This is a genomic window from Mycoplana sp. MJR14, from assembly GCF_029210525.1.
GTDB lineage: Bacteria > Pseudomonadota > Alphaproteobacteria > Rhizobiales > Rhizobiaceae > Mycoplana.
In genome coordinates this window covers 23098-47038 of sequence record NZ_JARGEO010000012.1, presented here as the reverse complement: position 1 = coordinate 47038, position 23941 = coordinate 23098, and the positions used below count along the sequence as shown (strand labels likewise).

Sequence of the window (23941 nt, the reverse complement as noted above, 5' to 3'; positions counted from 1 at the left end):
AAGGCATCCCAATGGCCGAAACACTGCTGAAACCGATCAGGGCGGGCCTGATAGGCGCCGGGATCCAGGCGTCGCTGACGCCTGCGATGCACATGCGGGAAGGGGCCGCGCAGGGCCTTTCCTACGAATACGAGCTGATCGACCTGAACGAGATCGGCGCCTCGAGCGCCGACCTGCCGAAGCTGCTTGCCGATGCGGAGGCCCGCGGGCTCTCGGGCCTCAACATCACCCACCCCTGCAAGCAGGCGGTGATCCCCTTTCTCGACGAATTGTCGGGCGAGGCGCGCGCCCTGCGCGCCGTCAACACGGTCGTGCTGAAGAACGGGCGACGCTTCGGCCACAACACCGACTGGTGGGGCTTTGCGGAGAGCTTCCGCCGCGGCCTGCCGGACGCCGATCTCAGCACCGTCGTCCAGCTCGGAGCCGGCGGCGCCGGCGTCGCGACCGCCTATGCCATCCTTTCGATGGGCGCGCGTCGCCTGGCCGTGTTCGATCGCGAGCAGGAGCGGGCGGAGGAACTGGTCACCGCCATGGCGGCCCTCTTCCCCGCCGCCCGGATCGAGGCCGGCTCCGATCTCGCGGCGTCGATGAAGGCTGCGAGCGGGCTGGTGCATGCGACGCCCACCGGCATGGCGAAATATCCCGGCCTGCCGCTGGACGCCGCCCTGCTCGAAGCGCGGCACTGGGTTGCCGAGATCGTCTATTTTCCGCTGCAGACGGCGCTGCTGCAGGCGGCGCGGCAGCGTGGCTGCCGGACTCTCGACGGCGGCGGCATGGCCGTCTTCCAGGCCGTCGGGGCGTTTCAGCTCTTCACCGGGCTGGAACCCAGCGCGGAGCGGATGCTCGCGCATTTCCGGTCTATGACGTCCTGACGGTGCCGGTGCGACGGCGTCTCGCCGTCACGCCTGCCTGCCCACGACGCCCTCGAAGAGCCTTGCGAGGCGCTTGCGGAAGACGAATGCGAGCGCAAGCAGCGCGAGGCAGGGCAGAACGGCTGCCGCCGCGAGATGGTGCGGCAGCGGCAGGCGGCCGAGCAGCGCCTCGACGCCCTCGCCGAAGAAATAGCCGATCGCCGTGAACAGCGGTCCCCACACAGCGGCGGCAACGGCATTCAGAAGCATGAACTTCGCCGTCGGGATCTGCGTCGTGCCGATCGCGATCGGGCTGATCGTGCGCAGGCCGTAGATGAAGCGGAAGGCGAAGACGAAGCCGGTCGGATGTCGTTCCAGCAGGTGCTGGACTGACGCCACGGCGGGCTTGGCCAGCATGCGGCCGATGAAGCGGTTCGAGCGCATGTGGCGGCCGGCGAAGAAGAAGATCTGGTCGGCAAGGAAGGATCCGAGCGTGGCGGCGAGGGCGACCGACCAGAACGACAGCAGCGCGCGGTGAGCCAGCACGCCGCCGAGGATGACGGCCGTCTCGCCCTCAATGCCGGCGCCGAGAAAGACGGCCAGCGCGCCGTATCGTTCGATCAGGACTTCGATGGACACGGATCGGGTCTCCGCTGGAAGAACGTGTGCGGCAACTCGCTCATCGCCCGGTCATCCCTCGATGATCAGAAGCAGATAGGTGACGAAGAGCATCAGGTGCACGAAGCCCTGCATCACGTTGGTGCGGCCGCTTGCAAACGTGATCATGCTGACGGCGAGGGTGAGCACCAGCATGATCGTCTCCGTCCGGCCGAGGCCGAGCACGATGGAATGACCGCTGAGATGGCTGATCGCCAGCATGACGGGAACCGTCAGCCCGATCGTCGAAAGGACGGAGCCGAGGAAGATGTTGACCGAGCGTTGCAGGTGGTCGGCGATCGCCGCGCGCACGGCGCTGATCGCCTCGGGCGTGGCGACGAGCACGGCCATGACGACGCCGCCCAGCGCCATCGGCGCGTGCAGGGTCTCGACGACGTAGTCGATCGGCCTTGCCAGGTGATCCACCAGATAGACGACCGGCACCATGTAGGCGAACAGCAGCGCGGCATGCAGGATCAGCGGCTGCCCGGAGGGCTGGTGTTCGCGGGCGGCGGGGGCGTGCGTCGGGGCGCGGTGGTTCGTGAAATAGGGCCTGTGCCGGCCGGTCTGCAGCATTAGGAACACGCCATAGAGGCCGATCGACATGAAGACGAGCACCGTCTGGTGCGCGCTGGAGATGGCCGGGCCGGACGGCGTTGGCTCGAACTCCGGCAGGATCAGGCTCAGGGTCGCCAGCGGCACGATCAGGCCGAGATAGGCGTTGGCGCCCTGCAGATTGTGCCGCTGCTCCGGGCGGCGCCAGGCCCCCAAGAGCAGCGACAGGCCGACCATGCCGTTCAGGATGATCATGATGACGGCAAACAGCGTGTCGCGGACGAGGGTCGGATTGTTGTCGCCGTGGAACATGACGGCGGAAATGGCGACGACCTCGATCGCGGTGATCGTCAGAGTCAGGATGAGCGTGCCATAGGGCTCGCCCATGCGCTCGGCCAGTTCGTCGGCATGGCGGACGACCGCAAGCGCGGCCGTCAGGATGACGCCGAACAGCCAGGCGAAGATCACGACAAGCACGAGCGGGGAGGCGAGCCCGGAGGACAGGCGGTCGCCGTAGGCCACGAAGGCGAGCATGGTCAATGCCGCCAACGGCAGGGTGCGTTCCTTGCGGACAAGGCCGGAAATCTCCGGCCTCTTCCTGCTGTGGCCGGTGCCGACCGGGTCCATGGTGTCGGGATCGGTCATGATGAAAAGCCGGTCCTTGGCGAAAGGGTTGCTGGTCATTCTGCTGAGGGCATCCGGCGCGGTCAACGTCCGGCTGCGGTGCGTCGTGCTCCGGCGGTCGACCTTCGCGGCGCGATTGCCTCACCAAAGGGATACACGGTGGAGGGGTGGCTCGCCAGCGGGGACTGTGGTAATTTTCCGCATAGATCGGGCTTTGGGGGAAGCTTATGGCGCGTGCGGGGGCAGGACTGGTCGCGATCGGATCTGCGGCGGGGCTCGCGATCGCGCTCTACAACTACATCATGCCGACGAACCTGCTCGAGCCCGACAGCAGCGTGACGGGTACGGCCGGGGCGCTTCTGGTCGTCGCGTCGTCGGCCGTCATCCTGCTTGCGGCGCTGGTCCTGGCGGCCGGCAAGGGCGGACGGGGGCTGCGATGGTTTCTCGTCGCCGGATGCCTCGTCGGCGTGCTGGGCACCGGCTTTGCCGCCTATCTCCTCGATACGCTGCCGCTGCTGATCGCGATGGCGGTCTGCCTGCTCGGCTGGCTGGCGATGTTCGCAATCCGCGGACAATCCTCTTCCGCATGAGTTCCCGACGTTCCAATCCGGTGGCGCGCATGAGACCGCTTCTACGCATGATCGTCCTTTCGGCCGCTCTTGTCGCTGGCGCCGGAGGCGTGGCGCGGGCGCAGGAGGGCACCTGGTCCACCTTCAACGGCGATCTCGGCGCGCAGAAATATTCGCCGCTGACGCAAATCACGCCGGAGAACGTCGGCAGCCTCAGGATGGCCTGGCAGGTTCACACCGGCGACGTCTCCTCCGGCGGGCCGCCGTCCGGCGGCTTCCACATCCGTCCCGACAGCGCGGCGGCCGATGCCGCCACGCCGCCGACGGTGTGGTCGGCGACGCCGCTCTTCGTCAACGATACGCTCTACCTCGGCACGCCGTTCTACCGCATCTTCGCGCTCGAGCCGGACACGGGCCGGGTGAAATGGACCTATGAGAGCAAGGCGGTGCTGGAGGCGCTGACGCAGCCCGACCTGAAGAACCGCGGCGTCGCCTACTGGCAGGCGGCGTTGCCGGTCGCGGACCAGCCGTGCCAGAAGCGCGTCTACATCGGCACGATGGACGCCAAGCTGCACGCGGTCGACGCCGACACCGGCAAGGCCTGCACCGATTTCGGCAACGGCGGCATCGTCGACATCGACCAGTGGAACGTCGAGAACGCCAAGTGGCCGCTGTCGATCCTGCAGCCGCCGACGGTCTATGGCGATCTCCTGTTCGTCGGCTGGGCGGGCAAGGACTGGGCCGAGGCGCAGGCGCCGCCCGGCACCGTCTTCGCGCTCGACGCCCGCACCGGCGCCCTGCGCTGGACCTTCCATACGCTGGATCCGGTGGCGGCGGCGCAGAGCGGCACCGGCAACGTCTGGGCCAGCATGTCGGTGGACACCGAGCGGGGGCTGCTCTACCTACCGGTCAGCTCGCCGAGCCCCAATTTCTTCGGCGGCAACCGGCTGGAGCCGGTTCCGCTCGCAACCTCGGTGACGGCGCTGAGGGCGGAGACGGGCGAGGTGGTCTGGACCCGCCAGCTCGTCCATCACGACCTCTGGGACCTCGACACCAACTCCGCGCCGACGCTCGTCGACATCGATATGGACGGGCGGACGATCCCGGTGCTCGTGCAAACCTCCAAGCAGGGCTTCCTCTATGTCCTCAACCGGGAGACGGGGGAGCCCGTCTATCCGATCGAGGAGCGTGCCGTGCCGGCCTCGACGATCCCCGGCGAGAAGGCCGCGCCGACCCAGCCCTACGTCGCGCTGCCCGAGGCGGTGGTCGCCGACACCTGGCCGGGCGTCTCGGCGCTCGCAGACACCGTCAGCCTCGGCTATTGCAGCCGCACTGCGGCCAGGCTGCGCGACGACGGGCGGTTCACCCCGCCGAGCCTGGAAGGGTCGATCGTCTATCCCGGCACCATCGGCGGCGTCGAGTGGGGCGGCGGGGCGGTCGATCCGCGAAGCGGGATCTTCGTCGTCAACTATTCGAGCGCCGTCCAGATCTACAGGCTGATCCCGCGCTCCGACTACGATGCCGCGGCGAAGGCGGGCCTGGAGACCGGCGGCTTCTTTCCGATGAGCGGCGCCCCCTACGGCATCCAGCTTCTGACCTTCCTCAACCCGCTCGGCATGCCCTGCTGGAAGCCGCCCTACGGCTCGATTGCCGCCTATGACCTGAAGACGGGCGAACAGCTCTGGGACGTGCCCTTCGGCCAGGTGCAGCGTTTCGGCTTCTACATGCCCGAATCCTGGGGCTCGATCACCATCGGCGGTCCCGTCGTTACCGCCAGCGGCCTGATCTTCATCGGCGCCTCGATGGATTCACGCGTGCGTGCGCTGGATATCAGGACCGGAAAGGTGCTCTGGAAGGCCCTGGTGGATGCGCCGGCCGTCGCGCTGCCGGCGGTCTACGAATACAAGGGCAAGCAGTACGTCGTCTGGGCGGCGGGCGGCAACTCGATCCTGACGCCGAAGGTCAGCGACCAGATCGTCGCCTTCACCCTGCCGGACTGAGCGACACGCCTCAGGCTGCCAGCTTGTCGACGATCATGTCGGCGATCGGGATGGCGGAGGTCGCGGCCGGCGAGGGGGCGTTGCAGACGTGCAGCATCCGGTCCGTGCCGGCAAACAGGAAGTCGTGCACCAGCGTGCCGTCGCGCCGCACCGCCTGCGCGCGGATGCCGGCCGTGTGCGGCAGCAGGTCGGAGAGCGAAAGGCCCGGGCAGTACTTGCGGCATTCCTCCAGATAGCCGCGCTTCCACAGCGAATTGCGCATTTCCGCGAGCGCCGATTTCCGGTTCTTCAGCACCGTCTTCCAGAAGCCCGGAAAGAGCGCGTAGTCGACGACGTCGCGCGCCGTGACGGAGAGCGGCGGATAGCCCTCCCGGGCAAAGCCGATGACGGCGTTCGGGCCGACGGTGACGCTGCCGTCGATCATGCGGGTCAGGTGGATGCCGAGGAAGGGCAGGTCCGGATCGGGGATCGGATAGATGAGGTGGCGGACGATGCCGTTCTTTTCCGGCGGCAGACGGTAGTATTCGCCGCGGAAGGGGACGATGCGGTGATCGATCGGCAGGCCGGCCATGCGAGCCAGCCGGTCCGACTGGAGGCCGGCGCAGACGACGAGCTTCCGCGCCTGCCAGCTCGAGCCTTCCGCTGCGATCGTGACGGCGTCGACGGCCTCGGAAATGGCGGTGACGCGGATGCCGAGGCGCAGTTCGCCGCCGAGACTGGCGATGACGCGGCCCATCGCACGGCAGACCTCGCCATAGCCGACGATGCCGGTCGAGGGCACGAGCAGGGCGCCGAGACCGGTGATGTTCGGCTCGCGCTCGCGCAGTTCCCCCTCACCGACCTGCCTCACATCGATCGCGTTCGATTTCGAGCGCTCGAACAGCGCCTCCATCCGCTTGACTTCCAGCGGGTTGGTCGCGACCAGGAGCTTGCCGCAGACGTCGAAGGGGATGCCGTGTTCGGCGCAGAAATCCTTGGTCGCCTGCGCCCCCTTGCGGCAGAGCTCGGCCTTCAGGCTTCCGGGCGGATAGTAGATGCCGGCGTGGATGACGCCGCTGTTGTGGCCGGTCTGGTGCCGGCCGAGGCCGTCTTCCTTTTCCAGGAGAAGAAGGCTCGCGCCGGGATGGCGCTGCAGGAGCCGCATCGCCGTTGCCAGTCCGACGATGCCGCCGCCGATGACGCAATAGTCGTACTGCATGTCCCGCCCCACCTCCGGTCCGTCTTCGAGGGCAGCATATCCGAAACGCGGCGGTGCGCGAGAGCCGTCCTTTGGCCGATCCCCGCTCTTTCGCTCAGGCGTTCGGGCGGGTGAGGATGAACAGGACGGGCAGGGCCATGAAGGCGGCGACGATCGCGGCGGTGGAGCCGCCGGGCGCGCGGGCATAGAGGAACACGGCAAAGCTCGCCGCGATCATGGCGACCGCCATCGCCTTGGCGTGCGGGCTGATCGCACCGTTCTCGCGCCAGCGGCGGATCGGGTCGCCGAAGACGGGATGGGCGAGAAGCCACGTCTCGAAGCGCGGCGAGGAGCGGGCGAAGAGGCCGGCGGCCAGCAGCAGGAAGGGCGTGGTCGGCAGCAGCGGCAGGAAAATGCCGACGACGCCGACGGCAACCATGAGCCAGCCGAGGCAGAAGCAGAGGATGCGCAAGGGCTGTTTCATCGAAGGTTCCGTGTAGCGGCCGGGACGGGCGTGGCGTTGATACCACGGTTGCAGCAAAGCCGACAGTTGCAGGAAAGACGCATATGGCGAGGCGTTCGCGCCGATGAAGCCAATGCGTGTGGCCAATGACATGCATGGCTTCCCAAGTCGCAAGCCAGTGACTAGTCTGTCACCAGGTATCGGGAAGAACGTCTTCGTGTCGGGCAGGAGGGTGTCGCATGCGGATTCCGGGAGTTCTCACGGGCGTCGTTTTTCTCAGTCTTTCCTGTGCGCTACCGTCCGGCGCCCGGGCGCAACAGGCGCCCGCATCCGCACCGGCGCCGGCCGTCGTCGTGGTGCCGGCCAAGATCATGGACCTGCGCGAGAGCGTCGATCTGACCGGGCGGTTGGTGGCGATCCAGAGGGTCGACATCCGGGCCCGGGTCTCCGGGTTCCTCGAAAAGAGGAACTTCACGGAAGGGCAGAAGGTGAAGGCCGGAACGGTCCTCTACGAGGTCGAGGACGGCTCCTACCAGGCGGCCGTGCAGGAGATCGCCGGTTCCATCGAATCGGCCGAGGCGCAACGCGATCTCGCCGTCATCGAGCTGAATCGGTCCAACCGGCTGCTCGCCAGCAACACCGTGGCGCAGTCGCAGGTCGATATCGCCAATGCGCAGGTGAAGAAGGCCGAGGCCGACCTCATCCGGCTGAACGGCACGAAGGCGCAGGCGGATCTGAACCTGTCCTATACGAAGATCACCGCGCCCTTCGACGGCATCGTCGGGCTTTCCACCGTCGATGTGGGGGCGCTCGTCGGACCCGATACCGGGGCGCTGACGACGCTGACGCGGCTCGATCCGATCTATGCCGAGTTCTCGGTCGCGACCTCGATGTTCATGACCTATCGCGAGCAGGTGCGCAGCGGCCAGATCAGCGCCGGCGCCAATGTCCGCATCATCCTGCCGAACGGCACCGAGTATCCCGACAAGGGTGCGCTCAACTTCGTCTCCAGCAACGTCTCGCAGGGCACCGATACGGTGACGGTGCGGGCGGAGTTTCCCAATCCGGACGGGTTCCTGCTCGACGGAACCCTGGTCCGCGTCGAACTCGAACAGTCCAACCAGCAGGATGTGCTGGCGGTGCCGCAGGAGGCGGTGCAGCGCGACCAGCAGGGCGCCTTCGTGATGGTCGTCGGCGCGGATTCCAAGGTCGAGCTGCGCCGGATCGACGTGTCGCGGTCCTCGCGCGGCCAGTCGGTCGTCGCCTCGGGGCTGAAGGAGGGCGAGAGGGTCATTACCGAGGGGATCGGCAAGGTCCGGCCGGGGATGGTGGTGGATGCGGCGCCGGCTGTGGGTGGCTGAGCCATGATCTCGGAAATCTTCATCGATCGCCCGCGCTTCGCCGCGGTCATTTCCATCGTCCTGACGCTCGCCGGCCTGATTGCGCTGACGCAGCTGCCGGTCGCGCAGTTCCCCGACATCGTTCCGCCGCAGGTCAGCGTCTCGGCCAGCTACTCCGGCGCGGGCGCCGACGTCGTCGAGGCGACGGTGGCCCAGCCGATCGAGAGCAAGGTCGTCGGCGTCGACGACATGATCTACATGAAGTCGACCAGCGGCGCCGACGGCTCCTACAACCTGACCGTCACCTTTGCCGTCGGCACCGATCCCGACATCGCCACCGTCAACGTGCAGAACCGGGTGTCGCTGGCCGAAGCCGGCCTTCCCTCCGAGGTGCAGCAGTCCGGCGTCAGCGTGCGCAAGAAATCCTCGGCGCTGATGCAGGTGATCACCATCTATGGCGAGGAAGGCCAGACCTTCGACAACCTGTTTTTGTCGAACTACGCGACGATCAACGTGCTCGACACGATCAAGCGCGTGCCGGGCGTGGGCGATGCCTCGCTGTTCGGTGCCGAGGACTATTCGATGCGGATCGTCCTCAATGTCGACCGCATGACGAGCCTGAAACTGACGCCGAGCGACGTCATTGCCGCGCTGAGGGCGCAGAACGTGCAGGCGGCGATCGGCCGCATCGGCGCCCAGCCGATGACCGACGACCCGCTGTTCCAGCTGAACCTGCAGACACAGGGCCGGCTCAGCGATCCCTCGCAGTTCATGGACATCGTGCTGCGCGCCGAGCCGGACGGCTCGTTCGTGCGGGTGCGCGACGTGGCCAATGTGGAGCTCGGGGCTGCGAGCTCCGATTCCACCGCCCGCTTCAACGGCCGGCCGGTGGCGATGATCGGCACCTACCAGGCCCCCGGCGCCAATGCGCTGGCGGCGGCGCGCGGCGTCAATGCGGCCATGGAGCGGCTGTCGCACAACTTCCCGGAAGGCCTCACCTATTCCGTCTCCTACGACACCGGCCAGTTCGTCGAGGCGAGCGTCGAAAACGTCGAGCACACGCTGATCGAGGCCTTCGTGCTGGTCATCATCGTCGTCTTCCTGTTTCTCGGCAGCTGGCGGGCGGCACTGATCCCGCTGATCGCCGTGCCCGTCGCGCTGATCGGCACCTTCGCGGTCATCCTGGTGCTCGGCTTCTCGCTCAACACCGTTTCGCTTCTGGCGCTGGTGCTGGCGATCGGCATCGTCGTGGACGATGCGATCGTGGTGGTGGAGAACGTCGAGCGGGTGATGGAGGAAAACCCCGGCATGCAGGCGGCGGAGGCCGCGCGGCTGGCCATGGGCGAGATCACCGGGGCGATCGTGGCGATCACGCTGGTGCTGCTTTCGGTCTTCGTGCCCGTGGCCTTCATCCCCGGTCTCAGCGGCCAGCTGTTCCAGCAGTTCGCCGTGGCCGTGTCCGTGTCGATGGTGCTCTCGGCGATCAACGCGCTGACGCTCAGCCCGGCGCTGTGCGCGATCCTGCTCAAGCCGCACCACGGGCCGAAGCGCGGCATCCTCGGCTATGTCTCGCGCGGCATCGACAAGGGGCGGGACGGCTACGCCTATGTGGCGGGCCACATCGCCCGGCGGGTGATCATCGGGCTGGTGCTTCTGGCGGTCGCGGCCGCCTCGGCGGGCTGGCTGTTCCGGATCGTGCCGACCGGCTTTCTTCCGGCCGAGGACCAGGGCGCCTATTTCACCGAGATCCGCCTGCCGGAAGGCGCCTCGTTCAACCGGACCGATGCGGTGGTCCGGCGGGTCGAGGGGATGCTGTCGCAGATCGAGGGGGTCGCCAACGTCATCACCGTCACCGGCTACAGCTTCCTCGACGGGCTATCCAAGTCGAACAGCGGCTTTGCCGTCGTCACCATGAAGCCCTTTGCCGACCGGATGGCGGCCGCAGCCTCCGTCGACGCGGCGGTGAAGACCACGATGATGAAGGGGGCATCGATCCGCGAGGCGCAGATCTTCGCCTTCAACCTGCCGCCGATCATGGGTCTCGGCACCGGTTCCGGCTTCGAGTACCAGCTGCTCGACCTGCAGGGACGGCCGCCCGCCGAACTCGCGGCGACCGCCGGCGGGCTGATCGTCGCGGCCAACCAGAACCCGCTCCTGGGGCCGACCTTCACCACCTATTCGGCATCGACCCCGCAGCTTTACCTCAATCTCGACCGCGACCGGCTGCAGGCGCTGGGCGTCTCGGTTTCCGACCTGTTCGCCACGCTCCAGGGCACGCTCGGCTCCTACTACATCAACGACTTCAACCTTTACGGCCGCAGCTGGCGGGTGACGATGCAGGCCTCCCAGGCCGACCGGCGGACGGTGAACGACATCAACCGGCTGCACGTGCGCAATGCCACCGGCGAGATGGTGCCGGTGGCCTCGGTCGCGAGCGTCGACTACATCGTCGGGCCGCAGTCGATCGTGCGCTACAACAACTACCGCTCGATCACGCTGAACGGCCAGCCGGCCCCTGGTATCTCCTCGGGCCAGGCGATCGCGGCGATGGAGGCCGTGTCGGCGGCGACGCTGCCGCCCGGCTACAGCTTCGAGTGGACCGGAACGGCGCTGCAGGAGCTGGAGGCGGCCGGCAAGACGCCGGTGATCCTGGCGCTCGCCGTGCTGTTCGCCTACCTCTTCCTCGTCGCGCTCTACGAGAGCTGGACGATCCCGGTGCCGGTGCTGCTGTCGGTCGTGGTCGGCGTCGTCGGCGCGCTCGTCTCGATCCTCGTCGCGGGGCTCTCCTTCGACATCTACGCGCAGATCGGCCTCGTCGTGCTGATCGCGCTCGCCTCGAAGAACGCCATCCTGATCGTCGAATTCGCGAAGTTCCGCCGCGAGAGGGGCGAGACGATCGTCGATGCGGCGATCGACGGCGCGCGCACCCGTTTCCGCGCGGTGATGATGACGAGCGTCGCCTTCATCGTCGGGCTGATCCCGCTGGTGACGGCGACGGGCGCCGGCATGCTCAGCCGCAGGGCGGTGGGCACCGGCGTCGCCGGCGGCATGCTGGCGGCCTCGCTGATCGGCATCTTCCTGATCCCGGCGCTCTACGTCACCTTCCAGTGGCTGCGTGAGCGCGGCCACCGCCTGATCGGCATCGGCGGCGCGCCGGCTGCACCTGCGGACGTCAAAGACGAGGCCGCCCCGGCCGACCACGAGCAGGCCGCACAATAGCGGCAGCTGTCCGCTTCGCGCCGGTGGTCAGGTGATGGCAGGGGCCGAGCGGCGACCATCCTGTCGGGGTCGGTTGTGACTGGCCCCGCCCCAGACAGATGACCCGCGGCGCTACCGGCTGCAGAGCGTCCTGACGTTCAGCAGCCCCCAGCCATAAATCGCGTCCTTTCCGGGCGTGCCGATGTCCTCCGCCGACTTTGCAAGTTCCGCCTCGAGCTCAGGCAGTGTCAGGTCCGGCCTGGCGGCGAGCAGGACAGCGGCCGCGGCGGTCACGAACGGCGCCGCGAAGGACGTGCCGCTCTTCTGGCGCACCCCTGAAACCGAAGCCGCCGTCCAGACGCCGACCCCCGGTGCCGCGATGTCGATGTGCTCGCCGCGAACGGCGCGGCGATAGGGTTTCCGCGCGCTGTCGACGGCGGTGACGGCGATGACGCCCGGATAGGCGGCCGGATAGACGGGCTCGGCGTTCGGCCCCTTGTTGCCGGCGGCCGCCACCAGGATTGCGTCCTTCGCGATCGCTGCCTGAACCGCCTTTTCCAGGAGCAGGTTGGGCGGTCCCGACAGGCTGAGGTTGATCACCCTGATGTCGCGTTGGAGCAGAAGATCGAGAGCGCGGACGAGATCGAAGACATTGGCGATGTCGGCCGCCTTGCGGAACCGCTGGAAGGCATCGACGGCGACCAGTTCCGAGGCCGGCAGGAGGCCGGGCACGCGGCTGCCGGCACCGCCGACGAGAAGTGCAGCGACGGCCGTTCCGTGCTGCTCGCCGGATTTCGGTCTCTCCTCGTCGTCGAGGCGCAGCACCTGCAGCCGGCCGTCGGCAAAGGCGGGATGGCCCGCGTTGATCGCCGTATCGACGAGCCCGATGCGCGGCAGCGCCGGACAGGTGCCGGTGCTTTCGTCCCCGGTCGCGGGCCAGCCCACCATGTCGCGCATCAGCCTGCAGTCGGCGCATGGGGGGCTCGCCAGCGACTGGGGCTGATAGAAGTGGTTGAAATCCACCGACGCCGACGCACTTCTGGCGGCGACGGCCTGGCGGGCGGCTTCGAGCGAGACACCCCGCGGCACGATCAGCCGGACCATCTCGCTGCCGGTCAGGGCGATCCCGGTGCGACTGTCGACGACGTAGCCCTCCTGCTCCAGGCCGGCAATCGACGCCGCATCCAGCCCGATCGCGACGATCTCGTTGGATGCGCGGGAGGGAACGTCCGCCGCGCGGCGAACCGGGGCGCGACGCACAGCTTCGCGCCTGGCGCGTTGCCAGGGCCACCGGAACGACGGGCTCGCGCGCCGGATCACGTCGTCGTCGCCATCGCCGCCGCCGCGGCGCCCGTATCCGCCGGATCCCCGGCCGCCGCCGTCATCATCTCCGCCGTCGTCGTCGCCACCGTCGTCGTCATCGGCCATCGCAACCGATGCGCCTGCGACGAGACCGGCCCCTTGAAGGGGCGGCGTCGCAACGACGACGGCAAGGCCGAGACAGAGGATGAGCGAAAGCCTGGCATGGCATGTGAGGAGCTGCAGCACGTTCAATCTCCTAGGCGGAAGGGACCCGTGTGGCGCCCGCGTGTCGGGCGGCTATCCTTGTCCAGACGTTTGACTCGACATGTTATTCCCCACCATGCCAAAGGTTTCGCATGATTGACGACACGCGTACAGTGCCGCAGAGGCTGGTCGCTTTCCTGCCCAATCTGAGGCGGTTCGCGATCTCGCTTTGCCGTTCGCCCGAGCTTGCCGACGATCTGGTCCAGGCGGCCTGCGAACGGGCGATCCGTTCGGCCGACAGCTTTGCCCCCGACAGCCGCTTCGATGCCTGGATGTTCCGGATCCTGCGCAACCTCTGGATCGATCACCTCAGGCGCGCAAAGACGGCGGGGCCGCACCAGGACCTGGACGAGGCCGGCGATATTCCCGGGCCGGACGGGCAGGCCGTATCGCATGCGCGGCTGGATCTTCTCGAGGTGACGGCGGCGCTGATGAAGCTGCCGGAGGAACAGCGGGAAGTCCTCGTCCTGGTGTGCGTTGAGGACCTCAGCTACCGCGAGACGGCCGACGTGCTGTCGATCCCGATCGGCACCGTCATGAGCCGGCTTGCCCGGGCCCGGAAGAATCTCGCCCGGCTGACGGGAATAGAAGCCGGCGACGAACGTTCGTCCGGTACGAAAGGCGGCCTTGTATGACGCGAGAGGAATTCGACGACGAGACGCTGATGGCGTTCGCCGATGGCGAGCTGGACCCGGCGACGAGCGAGAGACTGGAGACGGCGCTTGCTTCGGATGAGGCCCTGGCGGCCCGCCTGGCGATCTTCCTCGACAGCCGCCGCACCGTCGCCGATGCGCTGAAGCCGCTGATCAACGACGCGGTTCCACCGCATCTCGTGGAATCGGTGGGTCGCATGATCGAGCGTGCCGAAAGGGAGGCCGGCCTGGATGTCCGGTCCGGCTCGCCCGACAACGTGGTGGCCCTGCAGCCGCAACGCAGGCGGCCGGAGCCGCAGCGATGGTTCATGCGCGTCGCCGCCGGCCTCGTCGCCGTTGTCGCCGGCGTGGCCGGCTTTGCGATCGGCCGCAGCACGGACGACGCCGGCTCGACATCGGACGTGAACCTTGCCGCGGCGCTCGACAGCCAGTCATCCGGACAGGACGTCCCGCTTGGCACCGGCAGCGTGCTGCATGTGATTTCGACGTTTCGCGACGAGCGCGGCGCGCTCTGCCGCGAATATCAGCTGAACGACCGGGAGAACAGCACGCTCACGATCGCCTGCCGGCGGGACGGCGAATGGCTGCCGCGGCTTGCGCTGACGTCGCCGCAGCCGGCCGACGGCTACGTGCCGGCCTCGTCCCAGGAGACGGTCGACGCCTTTCTGGCGTCGATCCATGCGGGCGCGCCGCTTTCTGCCGACGAGGAGCGCGCGGCCCTTGCCGGCGGCGGCGGAAATATTTCCGGGCAGGGGGAATAGGCCGGACACGCCTCCGTTCTTCTCGATGAAGCCAAGAGGAGAACAGCGATGGCACTTACCCTCCTGCGGAAGACGCAACCCAGACTGACCTTTCTCTGCCGCAAGGAAGACGAAGGGGTGATCCCGCTGCCGGTGCGGGCCAAGACGGCGCTGCCGGACTGGTTCCGAAAGCTGCCTGCCGTCACCGAAAAGCAGGTGTCGCCGACCAACAGCGGGCTGACGGTCAAGCGCTGCATGCCGTTTCTCGATGCCATGGCCGCCGGCTGGGTGATCGGCCTGGCCGGCACCGTCCGCATGGAGATCTCCGACGGCGGCAGGCAGGTGGATTGCGGCTGGGATCTCGACCGGACGCTGGTCAGCAACCATGCGGCCCATCAGGTTGCCGGCAATCCGCGCGAGCCATTGCCGCCGTGCAAGTTCCACAATTTCTGGACGATCCGCACGCCGCCCGGCTGGAGCTGCCTGTTCGTGCCGCCGCTCAACCGCCCCAACGGCCAATTCGAGGTCGTCGCCGGCATCGTCGACACGGACACCTATCAGTCGGAGATCCATTTCCCCTTCTTCGCCACCGGCGAGGACGGTCTGCACGTGCTGGAACGGGGTACGCCCATCGTCCAGGTCATCCCGTTCCGGCGGGAGACCACCGATCTTCCCGGCGAGATCCGCGCCGAGACCGAGGAGGAAGGCACTGTGCGCCAGAGCATCTTCAGAAAGACACTCGCTGCGGACGGCTGGTACCGCAGGTTCGCGCGCGCGCCGCGCTGAGCGAGACGCCCCGTCCTGCTTTCTCTGTCGCCGCTGCCACGCGCACCGGCGACGCAGCCGTTTGCGTTGAAAATACGCCGTAAATAATTGAAAATATTTGCTATTTCTTGGAATAGTCTTCGGCGAGGTGCGTTTCTCCATGGCAGCCGCAAGGGCTGGCGAACACAATGGAGAAAACCATGAAGAAGCTGATTGCGATATTGAGCGCATTTCTGGTGGCGGGTGCCGCCACGCCCGCGCCCGCCGTTGCCGATGATCCGGTCGCCCGTTTCCTCGAGCGGATCACCCGCAACAACAAGGCCACCTATGCGAGAGGCGATCGCGATGACGACCGCAGGAGCAGCTGGAATTCGGGACGCGACTCCAACAGCTCATCGAACTCGTCGCGCAACTCGAGCTCCAACTCGAGCTCGAACTCCAGTTCCAATTCGAGCTCCAACAAGAGCTCGAATTCCTCCAGCAATTCCAGCTCCAATCGCTCGTCCAACTCTTCGAGCAATTCCAGCTCGAACAGTTCGTCGAACTCCTCCAGCAATTCGAGTTCGAACAGTTCGTCGAATTCGTCGAGCGACGACGATTGACGGTCGCTCGCCCCGCCGCCTCCCGCGCTGCCAGCGCGGGGGGCGGACAGGCATGGCGTGCGGCGCGACCGTGGCATGCGGCGCGCCGTTGCGATCGTCGCTTAAGCGCTCAATAGCGATCCAGCCCCAGGTCGCCCGTCTCGATCTCCGGCTGGCGGTCGGAGATCAGGTCGGCCAGCACGCGGCCCGAACCGCAGGCCATGGTCCAGCCGAGCGTGCCGTGGCCGGAATTGATGAAGAGGTTGCGGTAGCGCGTGGCGCCGATGATCGGGGTGCCGTCCGGCGTCATCGGCCGCAGCCCCGACCAGAAGGTGGCGCGCGCCTGGTCGCCGGCGCCGCCGAAGAGGTCCTCCACGGAGTGTTCCAGCGTGGCGCGGCGGGCCTTCGGCAGGTCGTCGCTGAAGCCCGAGATCTCGGCCATGCCGCCGACGCGGATGCGGTCGCCGAGCCGCGTGATCGCGATCTTGAAGGTCTCGTCCATGATGGTGGAGACCGGGGCGCGGCTCTCGTCGACGATCGGCACGGTGATCGAATAGCCCTTCACCGGATAGATCGGCGCCCTCAGGCCGAGCGGCTTCAGGATCGCCGGCGTGTAGCTGCCGAGGGCTGCGACGAAACGGTCGGCCTCGACGAAGCCGTCGGCGAGCGCCACCCCGGTGACGCGGTCGCCGGCGGTCTTCAGGCCGCGGATGTCGACGCCGAAGCGGAAGGTGACGCCGAGCGCCTCGGCCTGATCCTTCAGGCTGCTGGTGAACTTGAAGCAGTCGCCGGTCTCGTCGTTCGGCAGGCGCAGGCCGCCGACGATCTTGTCCTTCACCCGGGCGAGGGCCGGTTCGGCGCGGATGCAGCCGGCCGGGTCCAGCACCTCGTAGGGCACGCCGTCGGCGCGCAGCACCTCGACGTCCTTGCCGATGCCGTCCAGCTGCTTCTGCGTGCGGAACAGCTGCAGCGTGCCCTGGGTGCGGTGGTCATAGGCGATGCCGGTCTCCTGGCGCAGCGCGATCAGGCAGTCGCGGCTGTATTCGGCGAGCCGCACCATGCGTCCCTTGTTGGTGGCGTAGCGCGCGCTGGTGCAGTTCGCCAGCATCGCCATCATCCAGCGCCAGGTGGCGGCATCCGCCATCGGCCGGATGATCAGCGGCGCATGCTTCATGAACAGCCACTTGACCGCCTTCTGCGGGATGCCGGGCGCGGCCCAGGGCGAGGCATAGCCCGGCGAGATCTCGCCGGCATTGGCAAAGCTCGTCTCCAGCGCCGGGCCGGGCTGGCGGTCGAGCACGGTGACCGCGTGGCCGGCGCGCGCGAGATAGTAGGCGGTCGTGACGCCGATGACGCCGGCGCCGAGAACGGTGACTTTCATGTGGGCCCCTTGGATGCGTATGCGTGTGCGGATGTCGAAGCGGCTCAGCGATATTCGCGGTGGTAGCGGTCGCCGAGGGAGGTGAGGATTTCGTAGGCGATGGTGCCGGCGTCGGCGGCGATCGCCTCCAGCGTCTGGTGCGGCCCGATCACCTCGACGAGGCTGCCGAGGGCAAGGGCGCCGGGCGGCAGGGCGCCGATGTCGACGGTCATGCTGTCCATCGACACGCGCCCGACGATCGGCAGCCGCACGCCGTCAAAATAGACCGCGCCCGTGTGGCTCAGGCTGCGCGGCAGGCCGTCGGCATAGCCGGCCGCGATCGTCGCAAGCCGGGTCTCGGCGGCCGTGACGTGGGTGCCGCCATAGCCGACGCGGGCGCCGGCCGGCACTGTCCGGGTCTGGATCACGCGGACGTCGAGGCGGACGACCGGCTTCATTGGATTGGCGGTCGCATCCGTCGGCGCGCCGCCATAGAGAGCGATGCCTGAGCGGGCCATGGCAGCGTGGAAATCGGGACCGAGGAAGATGCCGCCGGAATTGGCAAAGCAGACCGGAACATCGGGGACGAGGGCGGAGGCCTGCCGCATCGCCTTGAGCTGGTCGGCGTTCTGGGCGTTTTCGAATTCGTCGCCGCTCGCGAGATGGCTCATGAGAAACAGAAGGTCGAGGCGGTCGCGCAGGGTACCGTCGGCGGTGAGCGCCGACAGCTCTTCCGGCGGCAGGCCGAGGCGCGACATGCCGGTGTCGACCTGCAGGACGGCGGGAAGGCGCCGGCGGCGCGTCGTTGCCGTCTTCATCCAGTTCTGCGCCTGTTCGAGCGAGTTGAGGACCGGGACGATGCCCGCATCGGCGCAGCCATCCTCGGCGCCTGGCTGCAGGCCGTTCAGCACGAAGATGCGGGCGCCGTCGACATAGGGCCTCAGGCGGTGCGCCTCGCCGACATGGGCGACGAAGAAGTCGCGGCAGCCGGCATCGCGCAGCACCGGCGCGACGCGGGCGACGTCGAGGCCGTAGGCATTCGCCTTGACGACGGCGGCCACCGGCACCGGAGCGGTGCGCGCGCACAGGGAGCGGTAGTTCTGCCGCAGGGCGCCGAGGTCGATCGACAGGTAGCCAGGCGCGCCGTCCCGGCTGATGATCTCGATGGAATGTGTGTTCACGGCCCGCCTCCAGCTGCCTGACAAGGCTATTGAAACGATCGGGCACTTTTCTTCGAATTGTTGCTCTGATATTCAAAAATTGGTCGATTGATCGAATTTTATGCGAGCAAATGGGAGATTCTGCATGAAGGGCCTGGACGCGATCGACCGCAACATCGTCCGACTCCTCAGGTTGAACGCGCGCATCACCAATGCGAAGCTGGCGCAGGAGGTCGGGCTGTCGCCGTCGGCCTGCCTGCGGCGCATCGGCCTCTTGGAGCAATCGGGCGTCATCCGCGGCTATACGGCGCTGATCAGCAGTGCGGAGGGCGAGAGCCCGATCGCGGTGATCATCAACATCTCGCTGGAGCGGCAGACGGAGGAATACCTGAACCGCTTCGAGAACGCGGTGCGCCGGCACCCGGAGATCCAGGAGTGCTACCTGATGACTGGCGGTTCGGACTACCTGTTGCGGGTGGAGGTGGACAGCGCCGGCGCGTTCGAGCGGATCCACAAGGAGATCCTGGCAAAGCTGCCGGGCGTCCTGCGCATCCATTCGAGCTTTTCCATCCGCAACATCCTGTCGACGCGGCTGCCGCCGCGCTGAGACGGCGGCGCAGCGCGTTCAGGCCGTGGTGCCCTCCAGGCTCCTGTCGGGCCGTGTCGCCACGCGCTCGGGAAGCTTCGGCTCCTTGATCAGCTGCAGCCTGCGGGAGAACAGGTTTCGTTCCGGAACGGGGCGGCCGATACTGATCACGGTCGCCTCCTCCAGGTCGTCCTGGAGAATGGCGAGCACGCGGCGCAGGCATTGCGGCTCCATCGCCTCCAGCACCTCGTCCATCACGATCCAGCGCGGCCTGTGCAGAAGGACGCGGGCAAACGCCAGCAGGCGCTCGTCGTCGTCGCTCAGTTCCCTGTCCCAGCGGGCCTCGGCATCGAGGAGCGGCATCATCCGCTGCAGCCCGACCTTGGCAAGCGCGCCGGCCAGATCCGCGTCGCTGAAGGTGTTTCCGTGCGGATAGGACAGGACTTCCCTGAGCGTTCCGGGCGGCATGTAGGGGGTTCGCGGCAGGAAGGTGATCGCCTCGTCCTTGGGCAGGCCGACCCGGCCGCTGCCGAGCGGCCACAGCCCCGCCAGCGCCCGGAACAGGAGCGTCTTGCCGATGCCCGGATCGGCGGTGATCACGACCCTCTCGCCGGCCTTGATCTCCACGTGCGGCTCCTCCAGCCGCGTGCGGCCGCTCGGCGAGACGACGTCGAGACGGTCGATGGTCATGCGATTGCCCTCGTTGAGGACGAACTCGATGTGCCCCTCGGCCTCGTTGAGCTTGTCGGTCGCCAGCAGGGCGCTGCGGAAGGCGGTGACGCGGTGGAGTGTCGCGCGCCAGTCGGTGATCGCGCCGATGTTGGCGACGAACCAGCGGAGCGACGAGTGCACCTGGTTGAAGGCGCCCACCGCCATCATCAGCCCGCCGAAGCTGATGTGCCCGGAGAAATAGACGGGGGCGGCGACGAGGATCGGCGCCACCACCGTGACCCAGCCGTAGCTGTCGACGACCCAGGAGAGGTTGATCTGCGCCTTGAAGATGTTGCGCATCGCCAGAAGCACCGAGCCGAGGTCGTTCTCCAGCTTCTGGCGCTCGCCGGTTTCGCCGCCCGCCAGCGAGACGGAATCGATGTGCTCGTTGACGCGCATCATGGTGAAGCGCAGGGCGGCCTCGCGGTTGTAGCGTTCGCCGTTGAGCGCGATCAGCGGCCGGCCGACGCGCCAGCTGAGCCAGGAGGCCGAGCCGGCATAGATGATCGCCGCCCAGACCATGTAGCCCGGAATGTCGAAGACGCGGCCGCTGATGTTGAACGCGAATCCTTCCGACAGCGACCACAGGACGCCGACGAAGGAGACGAGAAGGATCGAGGACTGCAGCAGTCCGAAGGCGAGGTCGGTGGTCAGATCGGCGAGGTGGCCGGCATCCTCCTGCATGCGCTGGTCGGGATTGACGCCGATCGCCCCGGCATTGGCCAGCCGGAACGCCCGGCGCGGCCGCATCCATTCGCAGATCAGCTCGCGGGTGAGCCCCTCGCGCAGCTTCAGCCGGAAGCGCTGGTTGAGCCATTGCTGCGATATGTTGAGGAACAGCATGACGCCGGCGATGCCCGCGAAGATCTGCAGCTGGTGGAAGAAGGCCGGCAGGTTGCGCCGCTCGATGGCGTCGTAGAACGGCTGGTTCCACTGGTTGAGGACGATCTGGCCAAGCGCTGTGAAGACGACCACGAAGAAGCTTCCGGCGGAGATGGCGAGCAGCGTCTTGAAGACGGGGGAGGCCTGGAAGATGTGCCTGATCGTCATCAACTGCTTCCAGAAGCTCTCTTCCGCCACCTCTGCCGGTGGGGTGGAGCTGCCGTTCCGTGCGGTGATACTGGCCATCTTGCATTCCTTCCTTGCAGGGGCACGCCGCCCGGACTCGCCTGCGAGGAAGGGGCGGTTCTGACACTGGAACACCGTCGGAGCCAAACGGCAAGGCCGTCGGGGTTCATTGTTGTGAGTCCACGGGATTGCGGCGAGGGCGCGTCGCGCCGGCAGGAAATCCACCGGAAAGGTGGAATATTCCTCTGAAAGCCTTGTCGGGCGAAAGGAATTTCCGGGTGGCATTTGCCTAAGAAATGGCCGGCTGTTGCCTTATTGGTGGGCATTTGCGATCTATCGGGACGTAGAACTGCGCGGGTGTCCTCCCAAGGCCCGCGCCATCAGCGAAAGCAGGTAATTCATGTCCCAAGCCCTTTTCTCCGTGTTCGACCGCCTCCGTATCACCCGCCGCGCCGGCCTGTCGGCGGTCCTCGCAGCCGCCGCCGCCTTCTCGATGACGATGGCGGCGCCCGCATCGGCCGAGGACAAGACGACGGTCAAGGTCGGGATCATGAGCGGCGAGGACGAGGACGTGTGGCGCGTCGTCGTCGCCGAGGCGGAAAAGAAGGGGCTGACGGTCGAGGTCGTCACCTTCAACGACTACACCCAGCCGAACGAGGCGCTGGAGCGCGGCGAAATCGATGCCAACGCCTTCCAGCACGGCCCGTACCTGGAGAACCAGATCCAGGCGCACGGCTACAAGATCGTCGTGGCCGGCTATACCGCCGTCTGGCCGATCGGCGTCTATTCGAAGAAGCACGCCGCGATCGCCGATATCCCGGAGGGTGCGGTGATCGGCGTCCCCAACGATCCCTCCAACGAGGGCCGCGCGCTGCTCGTCCTGCAGGACCAGGGCGTCATCAAGCTCAAGGACGGGGCGGGCATCCTGGCGACGATCGCCGACATCGCCGAGAACCCGAAGAACGTCGAGATCAAGGAACTGGATGCCGGCATCGTCGGCCGTTCGGTCGAGGATCTCGATGCGGCCGTCGTCAACACCGACTGGGCGTTGAAGAGCGGACTCACGGTGGAGAACCGCATCGCGCAGGAGAAGATCGCGGACAATCCGTACCGCAACTTCATCGCCGTGCGCGAGGCCGACCTGAACGCTCCCTGGGTGAAGACGCTGGTGTCGTCCTACCAGAACGACACCGTCAAGGCCGAGTTCGACCGCGTCTACAAGGGCACCGGCACCGCCGCTTATTGACCTGACCGCCTTCGGGGCTGAACATCCGACGGCCTGCGGCCCTTGCGCTGCAGGCCGTCTCGCCGTTGCGGACGGCGGAAAGGAATATCCATGTCTTCCCAAATCCTCGCCGGCCAGCCGGCGGATACGGACAGTGTGCGCGACGCCGTCGTCCGGCTGACCGACGTGCGCCGGCATTTCGGCGAGACGCCGGCGATCGACGGCGTGACGCTGACGGTGCGCAAGGGCGAGATCCTCGGCCTGATCGGCCGCAGCGGCGCCGGCAAGTCGACGCTGATCCGCTGCCTGAACGGGCTGGAGCGGCCCGACAGCGGTTCCATCGAGATCGAGGGCCGCGAGATCACGGGGCTGAGCGAACAGGCGCTGCAGCCGCTGCGCCGCCGGATCGGCATGATCTTCCAGCATTTCAACCTGCTCTCGGCCAAGACGGTCGAGGAGAACGTCGCCCTGCCGCTCAAGATCGAGGGCTGGTCGAAGGAGAAGCGGCTGGCGCGGGCGGCCGAACTCCTCGATCTCGTCGGTCTCGCCGGCAAGGCGAAGAGCTACCCGGCGGCGCTGTCCGGCGGCCAGAAGCAGCGCGTCGGCATCGCCCGCGCGCTTGCCGCCGGCCCGGCCCTGCTCCTGTCGGACGAAGCGACCTCGGCGCTCGACCCGGAGACGACCGCGGCCATCCTGGATCTTTTGAAGGACATCAACGCGAAGCTCGGGCTGACCATCCTGCTCATCACCCATGAGATGGAGGTGATCCGCACGATCGCCGACCGGGTCGCCGTCATCGATGCCGGCCAGATCGTCGAGGAGGGGCCGGTCTGGTCCGTCTTCGCCGATCCGCAGACGGCCACGACGCAGAACCTTCTGGCCGGCATCCGTCCCGGGCTTCCGCCGGCGGTGGCGGCGCGGCTCGTGCCCGGACCGGGCGGACCGGACGCCGGCGAGACGATCCTCGGCGTCGACCTTTCGGGGCCGGAAGCGGGCACACTCCTGTCCGGCCTGTCCGCCGAAGTCGCAGGCCGCCTGCGGCTGATCCATGGCGGCATCGACGACATCCAGGGCCAGCCGGTCGCGCGGTTCTTCGTCGGTGTGCCGTCGTCGGCCGGTGCTGCGGCGCAGGCCATCGCCTATCTCGAGCGCCGCGGCGCCAAAGTGGAGGTCTTCGGCCATGTCGCCGATCATGCTTGAGCTGTTCTTCCGCTCGTTCTGGGAGACGGTCGTCATGACGGTCGCCTCCGGGGCGATCTCGCTGGTTGCCGGGCTGCCGCTGGGGCTGGCGCTGGTGGCGACCGCGAAAGGCGGCATTGCCGAAAACCGCGCGATCAACCTGGCCCTCGGCGGGATCGTCAACGGCTTCCGGTCCGTCCCCTTCATCATCCTGCTCGTGGCGCTGATCCCGGTGACGCGGTTCATCGTCGGCACGTCGATCGGCATGTGGGCGGCGATCGTGCCGCTGGCGATCGCCGCCACGCCGTATTACGCACGCATCGCGGAGGTCTCCCTGCGCGAGGTCGACCGTGGCCTGATCGAGGCCGTGCGCGCCATGGGCGGCAATCGCTGGACGATCATCCGCGAGGTGCTGGTGCCGGAGGCGCTGCCGAGCCTTGTGGCCGGTTTCACCGTGACGCTGATCACGCTGATCGGCGCGTCCGCCATGGCGGGGGCGATCGGGGCCGGCGGCCTCGGCGATCTCGCGATCCGCTACGGCTACCAGCGCTTCGAGACCGCCGTGATGGTGGCCGTCGTCGCCGTGCTCATCGTGCTCGTCTGCGTCATCCAGTGGGCCGGCGACCGGCTGGTGGCGCGGCTGGATCACAAGGGGTGATCGGATCGGGTTGATCGGGGTGCGGACCGCGGGTCAGCCGCTCGCCGCCCCGTCCGTTCGGTGCGTCTCGCGCTTGCCGGTCCTGACCGGCGGGGCGGGGACGTCCTCGTCATAGAGGATGCGCTCGGAGGCGCCGTCGAGATCCTCGTACTGGCCGTTGCGCATCGACCAGAGGAACAGCACGAGCCCGGCGGTGCCGAGCAGGAGCGAAACCGGGATCAGGTAGTAGAAGGCACTCATGTCTTCGCCTCGTCT

General features: G+C 67.5%; 23 protein-coding genes. 12 read left to right on the top strand and 11 right to left on the bottom strand.

Going from position 1 to position 23941, the window contains the following annotated elements; all coding sequences use genetic code 11:
• Positions 1-11: 11 nt before the first annotated feature.
• Entirely contained in the window at positions 12-872 is an 861-nt protein-coding gene (locus P0086_RS21795) for a shikimate dehydrogenase (protein ID WP_275789858.1), read from the top strand.
• Positions 873-899: 27 nt separating this feature from the next.
• On the opposite strand, the gene P0086_RS21790 is transcribed toward P0086_RS21795, so the two are convergent.
• Positions 900-1490 (bottom strand): DedA family protein, encoded by a 591-nt coding sequence (locus P0086_RS21790; RefSeq protein WP_112611963.1) that lies wholly within the window; start codon positions 1488-1490, stop codon positions 900-902.
• Between the two features lie 51 nt (positions 1491-1541).
• Positions 1542-2690, bottom strand: a complete 1149-nt coding sequence (locus P0086_RS21785; RefSeq protein ID WP_112612001.1) for a calcium:proton antiporter — start codon at positions 2688-2690, stop codon at positions 1542-1544.
• Between the two features lie 224 nt (positions 2691-2914).
• Between P0086_RS21785 and P0086_RS21780 the strand changes: the two genes are divergently transcribed.
• Entirely contained in the window at positions 2915-3277 is a 363-nt protein-coding gene (locus P0086_RS21780; RefSeq protein WP_275789855.1) for a hypothetical protein, read from the top strand.
• 29 nt (positions 3278-3306) lie between these two features.
• Complete coding sequence (locus tag P0086_RS21775; protein ID WP_275789853.1) at positions 3307-5256, top strand: pyrroloquinoline quinone-dependent dehydrogenase; 1950 nt, start codon at positions 3307-3309, stop codon at positions 5254-5256.
• A gap of 10 nt (positions 5257-5266) precedes the next feature.
• On the opposite strand, the gene lhgO is transcribed toward P0086_RS21775, so the two are convergent.
• Entirely contained in the window at positions 5267-6454 is a 1188-nt protein-coding gene (gene lhgO / locus P0086_RS21770; RefSeq protein ID WP_275789851.1) for an L-2-hydroxyglutarate oxidase, read from the bottom strand.
• Between the two features lie 94 nt (positions 6455-6548).
• A complete protein-coding gene (locus P0086_RS21765; RefSeq protein WP_275790030.1) occupies positions 6549-6905 on the bottom strand; it encodes a DUF454 family protein in 357 nt (118 codons plus the stop codon).
• A gap of 230 nt (positions 6906-7135) precedes the next feature.
• Between P0086_RS21765 and P0086_RS21760 the strand changes: the two genes are divergently transcribed.
• Together P0086_RS21760 and P0086_RS21755 are read left to right on the top strand one after the other, a co-directional pair.
• Positions 7136-8257, top strand: coding sequence for an efflux RND transporter periplasmic adaptor subunit (locus P0086_RS21760; protein WP_275789849.1), 1122 nt, complete (start codon positions 7136-7138; stop codon positions 8255-8257).
• A gap of 3 nt (positions 8258-8260) precedes the next feature.
• Positions 8261-11455 carry a multidrug efflux RND transporter permease subunit gene (locus tag P0086_RS21755; protein ID WP_275789846.1) on the top strand — a complete coding sequence of 1065 codons (3195 nt, stop codon included), beginning with the start codon at positions 8261-8263 and terminating at the stop codon, positions 11453-11455.
• A 111-nt stretch (positions 11456-11566) separates the two neighbouring features.
• Here P0086_RS21755 and P0086_RS21750 read toward each other — a convergent pair whose 3' ends face one another.
• Complete coding sequence (locus tag P0086_RS21750) at positions 11567-12982, bottom strand: S8 family serine peptidase (protein WP_275789844.1); 1416 nt, start codon at positions 12980-12982, stop codon at positions 11567-11569.
• A gap of 110 nt (positions 12983-13092) precedes the next feature.
• Here P0086_RS21750 and P0086_RS21745 point away from each other — a divergent pair, with 110 nt between their 5' ends.
• From P0086_RS21745 to P0086_RS21735, 3 genes are read left to right on the top strand one after another with little or no spacing between them, the layout of a single operon-like run.
• A complete protein-coding gene (locus P0086_RS21745) occupies positions 13093-13635 on the top strand; it encodes an RNA polymerase sigma factor (protein ID WP_148151720.1) in 543 nt (180 codons plus the stop codon).
• Positions 13632-14414 carry a hypothetical protein gene (locus P0086_RS21740; protein ID WP_275789842.1) on the top strand — a complete coding sequence of 261 codons (783 nt, stop codon included), beginning with the start codon at positions 13632-13634 and terminating at the stop codon, positions 14412-14414. The genes P0086_RS21745 and P0086_RS21740 overlap by 4 nt, the downstream gene beginning before the upstream one ends.
• Before the next feature lie 48 nt (positions 14415-14462).
• The gene (locus P0086_RS21735; protein WP_275789839.1) at positions 14463-15179 is read left to right on the top strand and encodes a DUF6065 family protein; all 717 of its coding nucleotides are present in this window, start codon (positions 14463-14465) and stop codon (positions 15177-15179) included.
• Between the two features lie 100 nt (positions 15180-15279).
• Here P0086_RS21735 and P0086_RS21730 read toward each other — a convergent pair whose 3' ends face one another.
• Genes P0086_RS21730 through alr form a run of 4 tightly spaced genes read right to left on the bottom strand, consistent with a single transcriptional unit; the run spans position 15280 to position 18280 of the window.
• The gene (locus P0086_RS21730) at positions 15280-15474 is read right to left on the bottom strand and encodes a hypothetical protein (protein WP_162702556.1); all 195 of its coding nucleotides are present in this window, start codon (positions 15472-15474) and stop codon (positions 15280-15282) included.
• 9 nt (positions 15475-15483) lie between these two features.
• Complete coding sequence (locus P0086_RS21725) at positions 15484-15837, bottom strand: hypothetical protein (RefSeq protein WP_275789837.1); 354 nt, start codon at positions 15835-15837, stop codon at positions 15484-15486.
• Positions 15838-15869: 32 nt separating this feature from the next.
• Complete coding sequence (locus tag P0086_RS21720) at positions 15870-17120, bottom strand: D-amino acid dehydrogenase (protein WP_275789834.1); 1251 nt, start codon at positions 17118-17120, stop codon at positions 15870-15872.
• Between the two features lie 44 nt (positions 17121-17164).
• Complete coding sequence (gene alr / locus P0086_RS21715; RefSeq protein ID WP_275789831.1) at positions 17165-18280, bottom strand: alanine racemase; 1116 nt, start codon at positions 18278-18280, stop codon at positions 17165-17167.
• A gap of 124 nt (positions 18281-18404) precedes the next feature.
• Here alr and P0086_RS21710 point away from each other — a divergent pair, with 124 nt between their 5' ends.
• Entirely contained in the window at positions 18405-18866 is a 462-nt protein-coding gene (locus P0086_RS21710; RefSeq protein ID WP_112599540.1) for an Lrp/AsnC family transcriptional regulator, read from the top strand.
• 18 nt (positions 18867-18884) lie between these two features.
• On the opposite strand, the gene P0086_RS21705 is transcribed toward P0086_RS21710, so the two are convergent.
• Positions 18885-20684, bottom strand: a complete 1800-nt coding sequence (locus P0086_RS21705) for an ABC transporter ATP-binding protein/permease (protein ID WP_112599541.1) — start codon at positions 20682-20684, stop codon at positions 18885-18887.
• Between the two features lie 340 nt (positions 20685-21024).
• Here P0086_RS21705 and P0086_RS21700 point away from each other — a divergent pair, with 340 nt between their 5' ends.
• The 3 genes from P0086_RS21700 (at position 21025) to P0086_RS21690 (ending at position 23686) form a co-directional block, all read left to right on the top strand.
• Positions 21025-21870 (top strand): MetQ/NlpA family lipoprotein, encoded by an 846-nt coding sequence (locus P0086_RS21700; RefSeq protein ID WP_112611975.1) that lies wholly within the window; start codon positions 21025-21027, stop codon positions 21868-21870.
• A 90-nt stretch (positions 21871-21960) separates the two neighbouring features.
• The gene (locus P0086_RS21695; protein ID WP_148655369.1) at positions 21961-23049 is read left to right on the top strand and encodes a methionine ABC transporter ATP-binding protein; all 1089 of its coding nucleotides are present in this window, start codon (positions 21961-21963) and stop codon (positions 23047-23049) included.
• Positions 23030-23686 (top strand): methionine ABC transporter permease, encoded by a 657-nt coding sequence (locus tag P0086_RS21690; RefSeq protein ID WP_148151727.1) that lies wholly within the window; start codon positions 23030-23032, stop codon positions 23684-23686. Before P0086_RS21695 ends, P0086_RS21690 begins: the two co-directional genes overlap by 20 nt.
• A gap of 33 nt (positions 23687-23719) precedes the next feature.
• On the opposite strand, the gene ccoS is transcribed toward P0086_RS21690, so the two are convergent.
• Positions 23720-23926 carry a cbb3-type cytochrome oxidase assembly protein CcoS gene (ccoS, locus tag P0086_RS21685; RefSeq protein ID WP_112611978.1) on the bottom strand — a complete coding sequence of 69 codons (207 nt, stop codon included), beginning with the start codon at positions 23924-23926 and terminating at the stop codon, positions 23720-23722.
• Positions 23927-23941: the final 15 nt, after the last annotated feature.

What these genes read in the sequence shown, in the direction of transcription:
- P0086_RS21740 (WP_275789842.1), top strand. Translation starts at nt 13,632, where the DNA reads ATGACGCGAGAGGAATTCGACGACGAGACGCTGATGGCGTTCGCCGAT.
- P0086_RS21755 (WP_275789846.1), top strand. Translation starts at nt 8,261, where the DNA reads ATGATCTCGGAAATCTTCATCGATCGCCCGCGCTTCGCCGCGGTCATT.
- P0086_RS21710 (WP_112599540.1), top strand. Translation starts at nt 18,405, where the DNA reads ATGAAGGGCCTGGACGCGATCGACCGCAACATCGTCCGACTCCTCAGG.
- P0086_RS21700 (WP_112611975.1), top strand. Translation starts at nt 21,025, where the DNA reads ATGTCCCAAGCCCTTTTCTCCGTGTTCGACCGCCTCCGTATCACCCGC.
- P0086_RS21780 (WP_275789855.1), top strand. Translation starts at nt 2,915, where the DNA reads ATGGCGCGTGCGGGGGCAGGACTGGTCGCGATCGGATCTGCGGCGGGG.
- P0086_RS21705 (WP_112599541.1), bottom strand. Translation starts at nt 20,684, where the DNA reads ATGGCCAGTATCACCGCACGGAACGGCAGCTCCACCCCACCGGCAGAG.
- P0086_RS21725 (WP_275789837.1), bottom strand. Translation starts at nt 15,837, where the DNA reads ATGCCACGGTCGCGCCGCACGCCATGCCTGTCCGCCCCCCGCGCTGGC.
- P0086_RS21760 (WP_275789849.1), top strand. Translation starts at nt 7,136, where the DNA reads ATGCGGATTCCGGGAGTTCTCACGGGCGTCGTTTTTCTCAGTCTTTCC.
- ccoS (WP_112611978.1), bottom strand. Translation starts at nt 23,926, where the DNA reads ATGAGTGCCTTCTACTACCTGATCCCGGTTTCGCTCCTGCTCGGCACC.
- P0086_RS21695 (WP_148655369.1), top strand. Translation starts at nt 21,961, where the DNA reads ATGTCTTCCCAAATCCTCGCCGGCCAGCCGGCGGATACGGACAGTGTG.
- P0086_RS21735 (WP_275789839.1), top strand. Translation starts at nt 14,463, where the DNA reads ATGGCACTTACCCTCCTGCGGAAGACGCAACCCAGACTGACCTTTCTC.
- P0086_RS21775 (WP_275789853.1), top strand. Translation starts at nt 3,307, where the DNA reads ATGAGACCGCTTCTACGCATGATCGTCCTTTCGGCCGCTCTTGTCGCT.
- P0086_RS21795 (WP_275789858.1), top strand. Translation starts at nt 12, where the DNA reads ATGGCCGAAACACTGCTGAAACCGATCAGGGCGGGCCTGATAGGCGCC.
- lhgO (WP_275789851.1), bottom strand. Translation starts at nt 6,454, where the DNA reads ATGCAGTACGACTATTGCGTCATCGGCGGCGGCATCGTCGGACTGGCA.
- P0086_RS21785 (WP_112612001.1), bottom strand. Translation starts at nt 2,690, where the DNA reads ATGGACCCGGTCGGCACCGGCCACAGCAGGAAGAGGCCGGAGATTTCC.
- P0086_RS21745 (WP_148151720.1), top strand. Translation starts at nt 13,093, where the DNA reads ATGATTGACGACACGCGTACAGTGCCGCAGAGGCTGGTCGCTTTCCTG.
- P0086_RS21720 (WP_275789834.1), bottom strand. Translation starts at nt 17,120, where the DNA reads ATGAAAGTCACCGTTCTCGGCGCCGGCGTCATCGGCGTCACGACCGCC.
- P0086_RS21690 (WP_148151727.1), top strand. Translation starts at nt 23,030, where the DNA reads ATGTCGCCGATCATGCTTGAGCTGTTCTTCCGCTCGTTCTGGGAGACG.